A 12007-nucleotide genomic window follows, 5' to 3' on the forward strand; every position below is an offset into this window, starting at 1 on the left:
TCGGGCCGCAACACAAGACGTGAAATGGATTCCGGGCTCGCGACTGCGTCGCGCCCCGGAATGACTGAACTCTTGCTCATCACTTCCCTTCCCGCTGCTTCATGCGGGGATCGAGGGCGTCACGGGCGGCGTCGCCGATCAGGTTGATGCTGAGGATGGCGATCGAGAGCAGCAGGCCCGGCCAGAAGATCAGCGAGGGCTTGATCTGGAAGTACTGGCGGCCCTCGGCCATGATGTTGCCCCAGGTCGGTGTCTCCGGCGAGATGCCGGCACCGAGGAAGGAGAGGATCGCCTCGGTCAGGATGGCGGAAGCGCAGACATAGGTGCCCTGGACGATCAGCGGCGCGATCGTGTTCGGCATCAGGTGCCGCCACATGATCTTCGGCAGGCTCGAGCCGACCGAGATCGCAGCCTCGACGTAAGGTTCCTCGCGCGCCGACAGCACGACCGAGCGGACCAGGCGCGCCACGCGCGGAATCTCAGGGATGGTGATCGCGATCAGCACGGTCCAGATGCTGGCGCCGGAGAGCGAGACGACGGCGATCGCGAGCAGGATGCTCGGCATCGCCATCAGGCCGTCCATGATGCGCATCATCACGGAATCGACCAGCTTGAAGAAGCCGGAGACGAGGCCGATCGAAAGGCCGATCACGATCGACAGGATCGCCGAGCCGATGCCGATCAGCAGCGAGATGCGGCCGCCATAGACCACGCGCGACAACAGGTCGCGTCCGTACGCGTCGGTGCCGAGCAGGAATTGCGCCGAGGCCGGCTTCAATCGCTGCGAGGGCGCGAGCTGGATCGGATCATGCGGCGCGATCAGCGGCGCGAGGATCGAGATCACCACGATCAGGGCGAGCAGGAACGTCGCCGCGGCGATGATCGGGGTCGAGGTGAGAAATCCGAAGCGCGGCCGCAGCGGCGACGTGATCGGGATGGACGACTGGGGAAGGGTATCGACCGACATTTTGTTCTTGTCCTTGCCTCAGTACCGGATCCGGGGATCGAGCAGGGTGTAGGCGACGTCGATGAGAAGATTGACGACGACGTAGATCAGCGACGTCAGCAGGATCATGGCCTGGATCACCGGATAGTCGCGCGCCAGCACCGCATCCACGGTGAGACGCCCGATGCCGGGGATGTTGAACACGCTCTCGGTGACGACGACGCCGGAGATCAGCAGCGCAAAGCCGGTGCCGATCACGGTGATCACGGGCACGGCGGCGTTGCGCAGCGCATGCCGCATCATCACGGCGACCTCGTTGATGCCTTTGGCGCGTGCGGTGCGGACATAGTCCTCACCGAGCACGTCGAGCATCGCCGCGCGTGTCATGCGCGCGATCAGCGCGATGTAGATGAAGGACAGCGCGCAGGTCGGCAGGATGATGCGCTCGAAGAACGGGCCGAAGCCGTTAAAGATGCTGCGGAAGCCCTGCACCGGCACCCAGCGCAAATCGATCGCGAAGACCTCGATCAGGACATAGCCGACCACGAACACCGGCACCGAGAAACCCAGGACCGACAGGCCCATGACGAAACGGTCGATCCAGGTGCCGTGCTTCCACGCGGCGATCACGCCGAGCGGCACTGCGACGATGACGGCGAGGATGATGGTGCACAGCGCGATCGAGATCGACGGCTCGACGCGCTGGCCGATCATCTTCATCACCGGCAGGTTGGAGATCAGCGAGGTTCCGAGGTCGCCGTGCAGCAGCTTGTTCACCCAGGTGATGAACTGCACGATCAGCGGCTCGTTGAGGCCGAGCGACTCGCGGATGCGCTCGAGCCGCTCCGGGGTCGCGTTGTCGCCGGCGAGGATCGCGGCGGGATCGCCAGGGGTCAACCGCAGCAGCAGGAACACGAACAGCGCGACGACGCCCATCACGGGCACCGCGGCCAGAACGCGGCGAATGAGATAACCTAGCATGCACCTATCTCCGGCTGCGGAACTTGTGGGGCTCTCGGGCGCCCGTGGATTCGAACGTGTCTATCATGCGCGCCTGTCACTCGGGCTGGGAAAGCCGGCCGGAGATACCGGTCTTTCGGGGCAAATTGTGTGCCAAGGGCAGGGCGGTCGCAAGGGGCCGCCCCGCGCCCGATTGGAACCACTCAGGATGCATGACGATACTCGCGCTCAACCCCAAGTGAAGGCGCGATCGGCGGCCCGTTGAGCCCGCGCCAGCCGTCGATGGTTCCGGCAATCATCTGCGCGGTTGCGGCCGACAGGGTCCAGCCGAGATGGCCATGGCCAGTGTTGAAGAACACGCCCGGTATCCGTCCGGCGCGCACCACCGGCATCATGTTCGGCATCATCGGACGCAGCCCGGCCCAGGGCACGACGCGCGATGTTTCGATGGCGGGGAAGTTGCTGCGCACCCAGTCGACCAGCGGCTGCACGCGGTCGGCGCGGATGTCGCGATTGAAGTCGTTGAACTCGGCCGTGCCGGCCACACGAAAACGATCGGCGCCGAGCCGGCTGGTGACGATCTTGGCGGCTTCGTCGAGCAGGCTCACGGTCGGTGTCGCGCTGCGGCTCTCGGCGGTGTCGAGCTGCACGGTGATCGAGTAGCCCTTCACCGGGTAGACGTTGATGCGATCGTCGAGGAGGGCGGCGAAGTGGCGACTGGCGACGCCGGCGCAGACCACGACTCCATCCGCCTTCAGCATGCCGCGCGCAGGCGCTGCGGCATCGCTTGCGGCAAGATCGGCCCAGCCGAGCACGAAGCCGTTGCCGGCGCGCGCGACTGAATCGATATCGGCTTCGTGGATGAAGGTCGCACCACGCCGCTTGCAGGCATCCGCCAGCCCGCGGGTGAACTTGTGGATATCGCCGGTCGCATCCGACGGCGTGTAGAAGCCGCCATAATAGGCCTTGCTCAGCGTCGGCTCGATCGCGCGGATCTCCTCCGGCGTCACCGGACGGCGATCGAGGCCGCCTTCCTGCAGCAGCGCGTTGACGCGCAGGCCGGATTCGAAACCCTTCTTGTCGTGATAGATGTGGAGGATGCCGCGGCGCTCGAGATCGAAGTCGATGCCTTCGCGCGCCGCGATCTCGAACAGATGCTTGCGGGCTTCGATCGCAAGCCGCGTGGTCTCGATGGTGTTGGCGCGGTAGTTGCCGATGTTGGCGACGAACTCGCTCATCCACGAATATTTGTGCCAGTTCGGCCGCGGGTTCATCAGCAGCGGCGCGTCGCGCCGGAACATCCAACGCAGGCCTTTCAGGATCGTCGCGGTGCTGTTCCACACTTCGGCATTGCTGGCCGAGAGCTGTCCGCCATTGGCGAACGATGTCTCCATCGCGGCATAACGGTGCTTGTCGAGCACCGTCACCTCAAAGCCGCGTTCGAGCAGGGCATAGGCAGTCGTCACGCCGGTGATGCCGGCGCCGATGATGGCGATATGGGTCATGGCAGGTTCGGGGCTCCCGTGAGTTAGGATAGGCTGACCGCCGGCCAAAGGCCGTTGGCGGCGCCCCATCTGTCACGGTTACCTGAGAGCTTGATCCGCTGCGGATCCTGCAACGGACTATCCCCTTCGGTGGACGTCACGACTGCCTGAAATCGCGCCGCCTCTCTCCAGATCGTCCTGACGATACGGTCCTTTTGCCTGAGAGTTTCCGGGGCGGTTGCTCCGTCGGCGCCGCAACGAAAGCTGAAAACCTTCGTTGCGATCTCTCCCGCATCGTCGCGTGGACGATCGAGCAGTACGATACGCCTCATTTTTAGACAAGGCTAAATTTAGACCGCTACTGCCAACGCATTGTGCAGTGCGAAGTTGATTCAATTTACTCCAGCGTCGCCAGCAATCCCGCCATCAGGCGCCCGCGCTCGACGAGGCTATCGACCTCGATGAACTCCTCCAGTGTGTGGCCGTTGCCGCCGCGTACACCGAGGCCGTCGAGCGTGGGGATTCCCATCGCGCCGGTGAAGTTGCCGTCGGAGCCGCCGCCGGAACTCGCATGCGGTAATTCCGCGCCAAGGGATTTGGCGATGCCGCGCGCCTTCTCATACAGCGCCATGGTGCCGGCATCCGGCTCCCACACGGGCCGCGTCACGCCGCGCGTCACCTTGAAGGTGACGTCGTTGTTGGTGCCCGAGAGTGCCAGCATCCGCTCGACGCCGCGGTCGAGATCGGCCTGGCGCTTGGCCATCGACAGCGCCTCGCCGGTGGCGGTCGTGGCAACGCAGTTCACCCACTGGCCGCCATGCACGACGCCGACCGAGAAGGTGCAGTCTTCGGTCGTCATCGCGTCGATCGCGAGAATCTGCCGCGCCATTTCGCGGATCGCCGAACGTCCTGCCGACAGCGTCGCGCCGGCGTGGCTCGGCCGTCCCGTCGCCTCGAGATTGAAGCGTGCGATGGCGTAACGTCCGGTGGTGACGCCGTTGTCGGGGCGGCCGGGCTCGGGCACCAGCACGTATTTGTTGCGCGCGGCTTCCGCCTCGATGATGTCTCGCGTCGAGGGCGTGCCGACTTCCTCGTCGGGTGTGAACAGCACGGTGATCGGCAGCGGCGTCGTGAACGAGGCGCGCGCCAGCTGCCGGATCGCTTCCAGCGAGAGATAATTGCCGCCTTTCATGTCGTAGATGCCGGGGCCGTAGCACTTGTTGCCCTCGCGCCGCCATTTCAGCTTCTCGATGGTGCCGACCGGGTGGACGGTATCCATGTGGCCGGCGATCAGGATGCCCGGCTCGCCCTGCTTCGGATGCGGAAAGCGCGCGCGGATCACGCCGCCAAAACCCTGACGGCCGGCGATGCGCTCGATCGTCGCACCCATGATCGCCATGTCCCGCGCGGCGATATCGAGCATGCGGTTCACCGCGTTCGCGTCCCAGGTCGGGCTTTCGCATTCCACCCAGGTGCGCAGGCCCTCGAGCATGGCCTCGGAATCGAAGGGAAGATTGGCTGGATTCATCTTAATGTCTCTCAAGCTGCGAAAGATGGAACGCGCATTGCATCAGCGCGCGGCAGGACAAGCGGAGAGCGTTGTAGAGCCAAACCGATCTTTGTGGAGCCCGTGCGCGCGCCGCGAGGGGCTGCGACGAAACCGGATTGACGCGCTCAACACTGTCTGCAAGTCTCGAAAAGATAAAGGCATTGCATGAGGTTAGTTCGCCCAAGGAACGAACCGGATGCTCAACCAATAACCTGCCTTTGAACAGTTTCACGTCAGGAGAAACTTTTTATGTCCAACTTCATGCGCCGGGGGCCTCGCGCGCTCGCCTCCAAACTTGCGCTGTCGGTCGTCGCGCTTTCAACGGCGCTGGCCTCGCCAGTGCTTGCGGCTGGCAAGACTCTCACCGCGGTGATGCATTCCGACCTTCGCATCATCGATCCCATTTTCACCACGGCCTACATCACGCGCGACCATGGCTACATGGTCTACGACACGCTGGTGGCCCCCGATTCGAGCTTCAAGATCCAGCCGCAGATGGCGGACTGGAAGATCTCCGACGACAAGCTCACCTACACCTTCACGCTGCGCGACGGCCTGAAATGGCATGACGGCGCGCCCGTGACGGCGGAAGACTGCGTCGCCTCGCTCAAGCGCTGGGCCGCGGTTGACGGCATGGGCCAGAAGCTCATGGACTTCACGGCGAGCATCGAGGCGACCGACGCCAAGACCATCACGCTGAAGCTGAAGGAGCCCTACGGCCTCGTCCTCGACTCCATCGGCAAGCCGTCCTCGCGCGTCGCCTTCATGATGCCGAAGCGTCTCGCCGAGACGCCGCCGGACAAGCAGATCCCCGAGCAGATCGGCTCGGGTCCCTTCAAGTTCGTGCAGGGCGAATTCCAGCCCGGCGTGAAGGCGGTCTACGTCAAGAACACCGATTACGTGCCGCGCAAGGAGCCGGCGAGCTGGACCTCCGGCGGCAAGGTGGTGAAGGTCGACCGCGTCGAGTGGATCACGATGCCGGACTCGCAGACCGCGGTGAACGCGCTGCAGTCGGGCGACATCGACTTCATGGAGAACCTGCCCTACGACATGCTGCCGGTGCTGGAAGCGAACAAGGAGCTCACGCTCGAGGTCTCCAACAAGTTCGGTTTTCAGACCCTCGGCCGGATGAACTTCCTCTATCCGCCGTTCGACAACGTGAAGGTGCGCCGTGCCGCTCTGCTGGCGATGAACCAGAAGGACGTTCTCGACGCGCTCGTCGGCAACGCCAAGTACCAGAAGATCTGCGGCGCGTTCTTCGTCTGCGACACGCCGCTGGCGACCGACGTCGGCTCCGAAACCCTGGTGAAGGGCAACGGCATGGCGGAAGCCAAGAAGGCGCTGGCCGAATCCGGCTATGACGGCACTCCGGTGGTGATCATGGCGCCTGGCGACGTCACGACGCTCAAGGCGCAGCCGATCGTGGCCGCCCAGCTGCTGCGCGAGGCCGGCTTCAAGGTCGACCTGCAGGCGACCGACTGGCAGACGGTGGTGAGCCGCCGCGCCAGCCAGAAGCCGCCGAAGGAGGGCGGCTGGAACATGTTCTTCACCAACTGGGTCGCGGCCGACGTCTCCAACCCGATCGCCAATCTCTCGATCGGCGGCCAGGGCAAGAAGGGCTGGTTCGGCTGGGCGGAAGACGCCAAGATCGAGCAGCTCAAGGACGCTTTCGTTCGTGCATCCTCGGCCGACGAGCAGAAGAAGATCGCAGCCGACATCCAGAAGGAAGCCTATGAGCAGGTGATCTACATCCCGCTCGGGCAGTACCTGCTGCCGAGCGGCTGGCGCAAATCGCTCGCCGGCGTGCTCGACGGCCCGGCAACGCCGCTGTTCTGGAACGTCGACAAGTCCGAGTAAGGCCAAGTCCAAGTAAGGAAGGCGCTTCTCGCGCCTTTCAGCTCGACCATCGCGGCGCCGCTGGCATCAGCGGCGCCGCTTGCCAGGAGAATTGCCAAGAAAACTGCCAACAGAACTGCCAGGAGAGCTTCGATGTTCCAACTCATCCGCCGGGGACGTCTCGCGTTCGCCTCCAAACTCGCGCTTTCGGTCGTGGCGTTTTCGGCACTGGCCTCGCCAGTTCTTGCCGCAGACAAGACCATCACCGCCGTGATGCATTCGGATCTGCGCATCCTCGATCCGATCTTCACCAGCGCCTATATCTCGCGCGACCATGGCTACATGGTCTATGACACGCTGATCTCGACGGATTCGAACTTCAAGATCCAGCCGCAGATGGCGGATTGGAAGATCTCCGACGACAAGCTGACCTACACCTTCACGCTCCGCGACGGCCTGAAGTGGCATGACGGCACGCCCGTCACCGCGGAAGATTGCGTTGCCTCCCTGAAGCGCTGGGCCGCCGTCGACGGGATGGGGCAGCAGATGATGCTGTTCACCGCGAGCATCGAGGCGACCGACCCGAAGACGATCACGCTGAAGCTGAAGGAGCCCTACGCGCTTGTGCTGGAATCGATCGGCAAGCCGTCCTCGCGGGTCGCTTTCATGATGCCGAAGCGTCTCGCCGAGACGCCGGTGGACAAGCAGATCCCCGAGCAGATCGGCTCCGGCCCCTTCAAGTTCGTGCAGGGCGAATTCCAGCCGGGAGTGAAGTCGGTCTACGTCAAGAACACCGACTATGTGCCGCGCAAGGAGCCGGCGAACTGGACCACGGGCGGCAAGGTGGTGAAGGTCGACCGTGTCGAATGGATCACGATGCCGGACGCGCAGACAGCGTTGAACGCGCTGCAGTCGGGTGACGTCGATTTCATGGAATATCCCGCCATCGAAATGTTGCCCGCCATTGAAGCCGACAGGGACCTCAAGATCGAGATCCTGAACAAGTTCGGATTCCAGACGGGCGCACGGATGAACTTCCTTCATCCGCCGTTCGACAACGTCAAGGTCCGCCGCGCCGCATTCCTGGCGGTCAAGCAGAAGGACGTGCTCGATGCGCTGATCGGCAATCCCAAATACTACAAGACTTGTGCTGCGGCCTTCATTTGCGACACGCCGTTCGCGACGGACATTGGCGGCGAGACCCTCGCGAAGGGTGGCGACATGGCTGCGGCCAGGAAGGCGCTCGCCGAGTCCGGTTACGACGGGACCCCGGTCGTGCTCATGGCGCCGGGCGACGTGCTGCTGCTGAAGGCCCAACCGATCGTGGTGGCCCAGCAGCTGCGCGAAGCCGGCTTCAAGGTCGACCTGCAGGCGACCGACTGGCAGACGGTGGTGAGCCGGCGCGCCAGCCAGAAGCCTCCGAAGGAGGGGGGCTGGAACATGTTCATCACCAACTGGGTCAGCGCCGACGTGGACAACCCGATCTCCAACGTCGCCGTCGGCGGGCAGGGCAAGAAGGGCGGCTGGTTCGGCTGGGCGGAGGACGCCAAGATCGAGCAGCTCAAGGACGCCTTCGTTCGCGCGAGCTCGGCGGAGGATCGCAAGAAGATCGCGACCGAGATCCAGAAGGAAGCCTATGACCAGGTGCTTTACATGCCGCTCGGTCAATATCAGGCGCCGAGCGCGTGGCGGAAGTCGCTCACCGGCGTGATCGACGGCCCGGCAACGCCGGTGTTCTGGAACATCGACAAGACGGAGTAAGACCAAGTCCGAGTAGGGGAAGGCGCTGCTCGCGCCTTACGTCTCGACCATCACCGCGGCGCCGCTGTCATCAGCGGCGCCGTTTTCGTTTGTTGAAGGCGGCCGCTTTTTAACCTTTCCAGTTTCCAATTGTTGCTATTTATTTCTGTTCTGAAATAGATGTGGCGTCTTCGCGCATCGTTTTCCTTGTCCCATTTGCTTCCTGTGCCGTTCGATTTTGCATTCCAGGCGATGGCCGAACGGTCCGATCGCGCGCCGGCGCGCTGGCGCCGGCCTTTCCTGCGCTGGCTCGATGGCGTCGAGGCGGGCTGGGCCGTGCCGCTGCTCATCGCCTGCTTCGTCTTGGTCTGGACGCTCTATCTCACCATCGCCTATGCCGGCGGCGGCCTGCATCCCGATACGCTCGAAGCCTGGACGCTGGGACGGAACTTCGCCTTCGGCTATCACAAGCATCCGCCGTTGATGGGCTGGGTTTCGGCAGCGTGGACCTCGGTGTTTCCGCTCGGTGACTGGTCGCTGCAATTGATGGCGATGGCCAATGCCGGGCTCGCCCTGTTCTTCGTCGATCTGATCTCGCGGCAGTTCGTGACCGGGCACAAGCGCGTGCTGGTGCTGCTGCTGTTGATGCTGACGCCGGCCTATCAATTCCACGCCCAGCGCTTCAACGCCAATGCGGTGCTGCTTGCGACCTGGCCGCTGGCGACCTGGTGCTTCCTGCGCGCGTTCGAGACGCGCACCGCGCCATGGGCGGTTGCGGTGGGGTGCACGACGGCGCTGGCGATGGTCGGCAAATATTATTCGATCTTCCTCGTCGCGAGCTTCGCCTTTGCCGCGCTGGCACACCCGGGACGGCGCGCCTATTTCTTCTCGGCGTCGCCCTGGATCTCGGTCGCCGTCGGGCTCGCGGCGCTGTCGCCGCATCTGTACTGGCTGGCGACGACGGGCGCGTCGGCCTTCACATACGCATTGGCCCACGCCAACGGTAATGTCGTGAGCTCGCTCAGCGAGGTCAGGAACTTCCTGCTGGGGCTGGCGGCGGCCATGAGCGTGTCGGCCGTGTGCTGGGCGATGATCGCCGGCACGCGGCTGAAGCAGTTTTCGGCCGACTTCGCTGCGATGCGTGGGGGCCTGCGGCTTCTCTTCTACGTTGCGATCGGCACGATCGTGCTGCCGGTGCTGACGTCGCTGGCGATGGGAACGGATCTGCCGTCGCTGTGGGCGTTGCAGGGGCTGTTCCTGTTCGTCGTGCTCGTGGTCTGCGGCACCCGCTATCCGATCGAGCGCTTCTACACCGTCAACGTCACGGTGATCGTGGCCGGCGTTGCGCTTGCCGCCGTTCTGGTCGCGGCCCCGATCCATGCCGTTTATCGCAACAGTCACGGCTACGAAGAGGGGCGGAACTTCTACGCGCAGGCCGCGAACGAACTGACCCACGAATGGCGCGCGCTGACCGGCGAGCCGCTCGGCGCCGTGAGCGGCGACGATTCGCTGGCGTTTGCGACGGCCTTCTACAGCCCCGACCATCCGCGTTATGCACGGCCGTTCGAGTATCAATACAGCTGGGGCTTGCCGCGCAAGACGACGCTGGACCGCGGCTGGGCTGCACTCTGCTTCCGCGACCAGGATCATTGCGGCCACTGGATGGAGGGGGTGTCTTCGCACGCCGGTCATTTCGTCAAGCGCGAGTTCACCGTGCAGGCGACACTATGGGGCAAGCCAGGTCTGATGCGGGAGGTGGTGGTGCTGATGGTGCCGCCGCGTGGACGAAGCGCGGCACCGGAGAGCGCCGCCGAAGATTTCAGCGCCAGCAAGCGGGCTGCGGAGTAGGGCGCGCGCTCAGCAGTGACTGTCGCGCACCTGCTCGAGCCCTTCGCTGGCGAAAGGAGCGGTGAACGCGGCCTGCTCCGCATTCGGCTCGGGGCGCTCCGAGTCCTTCGGCACCGAGGCGTGTTGGTCTTCGCGGAGTTCCGGTTCCATAGCAGCGGCCTTTCGAATTGCTGCAGTACAACATCGAGGCCGCTGGGAAGTTCCTACGTCAGGGGACGATGATGCGGCTTGAACAGCCGTCCCTTCTCCACCACGAGCACGATTCCGAGAGCTGCCAGCGTCGACAGGAAGAAGCCGACCGAGAACGGCAGCAGCGTGCCGTCGAAGCTTTGGCCGATCGCCATGCCGACCACGATGCCGATCAGGGTCGTGATCGAGCCGTAGAGCGACGAAGCGGTGCCGGCGATGTGGCCTTGCGGCTCCATGGCGAGCGCAGTGAAGTTGGCAACCATCATGCCGAAAGAGAACATCATCAGCGCCGAGAGCGCCATGAACAAAGCGAGCGGCAGCGCGCCAAGTATCTCCGTCAGCAGCATCACGCTCGCCACCACGGTGTAGAGCGTCAGCGCGCCGTGCGAGATCACGCGCATGCCGAGCCGTCCGACCAGTTGCGAATTGAGGAAACCGGCCACAGCCGTGCCGGCCGCGATCGCAGCGAAGGCGAGCGGGAAGTAATGGCCGAGGTGATAGATGCCGGTGAAGACCTGCTGGGCGCAGAACACGTAGGCAAACAGTGCGCCGATGACGCTGCCGGCGGCCGTCGCATAGCCGATGGTCTGGCGATTGGTCACGGTCTCGCGGAAGGCCGAGAGCACGTCGGCGGGCGCCAGCGACCGGCGTTCCGATTCGGGAAGGGTTTCGGGCAGCCGCAGCACGCACCATGCAAGCGCGAGCAGGCCGTAGAGCATCAGCACGACGAAGATGCCGCGCCACGCCGTCACCAGCAGCACCGCCTGTCCGAATGACGGCGCGATCACGGGCACGGCGATGAACACCATCATCGCGAGCGACATCACGCTCGCCATGCGGCGGCCGACATAGCAGTCGCGCACGATCGAGGTCGCGATCACGCGCGTCGCCGACGTGCCGAGCCCCTGCAGCGCGCGCGCCAGCAGCAGCGTCTCGAACGAGGGCGCGGCAACGGCCAGCACGCTCGCGATCGCATAGACCGCCATGCCGCCGAGCAACACCGGGCGGCGGCCGAAGCGATCCGACAACGGGCCCATGACGAACTGGCCGACGCCGAAGCCGATCAGGAAGGTCGACAGCACCAGCTGGAGATGATTGGCGACGGGAATCTTGAACGCGGCGCCGATATTGGGCAGCGCCGGCAGCATCATGTCCATCGCAAGCGGATTCAGCGCCATGATGGACGCGATCACGATGACGAATTCGGGAAAACCCATGGGCCGGTGTCCCGAGGACACCCAATCGTCGGCATTGACGTCGGACAAGGAAGCTCACCTCTAGAAATCAGGGCTTTTTCTAACGTCTATGCTGCGGCGCACAACCCATGTTTCGGGATGGCTGTCAGGCGGGGCGGGGGCGGACACGAGTTGGTGAGGTAGCCCGCCCGGATCGAGGTGCATGACGTGGAGGTCTGGCGGACCGACCGAAGTGGTAAGCAGACGAGTTGGAGGAGGA

At 64.3% G+C, this 12007-nt stretch carries 9 protein-coding genes and 2 riboswitches; of the genes, 3 read left to right on the plus strand and 6 right to left on the minus strand.

What is annotated here, in order from left to right:
* Nucleotides 1-79: 79 nt before the first annotated feature.
* From JQ635_RS37060 to JQ635_RS37075, 4 genes are all read right to left on the minus strand, one after another.
* Nucleotides 80-967 (minus strand): ABC transporter permease, encoded by an 888-nt coding sequence (locus tag JQ635_RS37060; RefSeq protein ID WP_211414706.1) that lies wholly within the window; start codon nucleotides 965-967, stop codon nucleotides 80-82.
* Between the two features lie 18 nt (nucleotides 968-985).
* The gene (locus tag JQ635_RS37065; protein ID WP_211414707.1) at nucleotides 986-1927 is read right to left on the minus strand and encodes an ABC transporter permease; all 942 of its coding nucleotides are present in this window, start codon (nucleotides 1925-1927) and stop codon (nucleotides 986-988) included.
* Between the two features lie 182 nt (nucleotides 1928-2109).
* Nucleotides 2110-3411 carry a D-amino acid dehydrogenase gene (locus tag JQ635_RS37070; RefSeq protein WP_211414708.1) on the minus strand — a complete coding sequence of 434 codons (1302 nt, stop codon included), beginning with the start codon at nucleotides 3409-3411 and terminating at the stop codon, nucleotides 2110-2112.
* 67 nt (nucleotides 3412-3478) lie between these two features.
* Nucleotides 3479-3584, minus strand: a riboswitch (glycine riboswitch).
* A gap of 3 nt (nucleotides 3585-3587) precedes the next feature.
* A riboswitch (glycine riboswitch) is annotated at nucleotides 3588-3692 on the minus strand.
* Between the two features lie 95 nt (nucleotides 3693-3787).
* Nucleotides 3788-4918, minus strand: coding sequence for a M20/M25/M40 family metallo-hydrolase (locus tag JQ635_RS37075; protein ID WP_211414709.1), 1131 nt, complete (start codon nucleotides 4916-4918; stop codon nucleotides 3788-3790).
* 270 nt (nucleotides 4919-5188) lie between these two features.
* On the opposite strand from JQ635_RS37075, the gene JQ635_RS37080 reads away from it, so the two are divergent.
* The 3 genes from JQ635_RS37080 (at nucleotide 5189) to JQ635_RS37090 (ending at nucleotide 10363) form a co-directional block, all read left to right on the plus strand.
* Entirely contained in the window at nucleotides 5189-6796 is a 1608-nt protein-coding gene (locus JQ635_RS37080) for an ABC transporter substrate-binding protein (RefSeq protein WP_211414710.1), read from the plus strand.
* 132 nt (nucleotides 6797-6928) lie between these two features.
* A complete protein-coding gene (locus tag JQ635_RS37085; protein ID WP_211414711.1) occupies nucleotides 6929-8536 on the plus strand; it encodes an ABC transporter substrate-binding protein in 1608 nt (535 codons plus the stop codon).
* 231 nt (nucleotides 8537-8767) lie between these two features.
* Entirely contained in the window at nucleotides 8768-10363 is a 1596-nt protein-coding gene (locus JQ635_RS37090) for a glycosyltransferase family 39 protein (RefSeq protein ID WP_246584020.1), read from the plus strand.
* Nucleotides 10364-10372: 9 nt separating this feature from the next.
* Here JQ635_RS37090 and JQ635_RS37095 read toward each other — a convergent pair whose 3' ends face one another.
* Together JQ635_RS37095 and JQ635_RS37100 are read right to left on the minus strand one after the other, a co-directional pair.
* Complete coding sequence (locus JQ635_RS37095) at nucleotides 10373-10513, minus strand: hypothetical protein (RefSeq protein ID WP_211414713.1); 141 nt, start codon at nucleotides 10511-10513, stop codon at nucleotides 10373-10375.
* Nucleotides 10514-10566: 53 nt separating this feature from the next.
* Nucleotides 10567-11817, minus strand: a complete 1251-nt coding sequence (locus tag JQ635_RS37100) for a multidrug effflux MFS transporter (RefSeq protein ID WP_211414714.1) — start codon at nucleotides 11815-11817, stop codon at nucleotides 10567-10569.
* Between the last annotated feature and the right edge of the window lie 190 nt (nucleotides 11818-12007).

The sequence above is a fragment of the Bradyrhizobium iriomotense genome (assembly GCF_018130765.1).
Lineage (GTDB): Bacteria > Pseudomonadota > Alphaproteobacteria > Rhizobiales > Xanthobacteraceae > Bradyrhizobium > Bradyrhizobium iriomotense_A.

What these genes read in the sequence shown, in the direction of transcription:
- JQ635_RS37060 (WP_211414706.1), bottom strand. Translation starts at nt 967, where the DNA reads ATGTCGGTCGATACCCTTCCCCAGTCGTCCATCCCGATCACGTCGCCG.
- JQ635_RS37065 (WP_211414707.1), bottom strand. Translation starts at nt 1,927, where the DNA reads ATGCTAGGTTATCTCATTCGCCGCGTTCTGGCCGCGGTGCCCGTGATG.
- JQ635_RS37070 (WP_211414708.1), bottom strand. Translation starts at nt 3,411, where the DNA reads ATGACCCATATCGCCATCATCGGCGCCGGCATCACCGGCGTGACGACT.
- JQ635_RS37075 (WP_211414709.1), bottom strand. Translation starts at nt 4,918, where the DNA reads ATGAATCCAGCCAATCTTCCCTTCGATTCCGAGGCCATGCTCGAGGGC.
- JQ635_RS37080 (WP_211414710.1), top strand. Translation starts at nt 5,189, where the DNA reads ATGTCCAACTTCATGCGCCGGGGGCCTCGCGCGCTCGCCTCCAAACTT.
- JQ635_RS37085 (WP_211414711.1), top strand. Translation starts at nt 6,929, where the DNA reads ATGTTCCAACTCATCCGCCGGGGACGTCTCGCGTTCGCCTCCAAACTC.
- JQ635_RS37090 (WP_246584020.1), top strand. Translation starts at nt 8,768, where the DNA reads ATGGCCGAACGGTCCGATCGCGCGCCGGCGCGCTGGCGCCGGCCTTTC.
- JQ635_RS37095 (WP_211414713.1), bottom strand. Translation starts at nt 10,513, where the DNA reads ATGGAACCGGAACTCCGCGAAGACCAACACGCCTCGGTGCCGAAGGAC.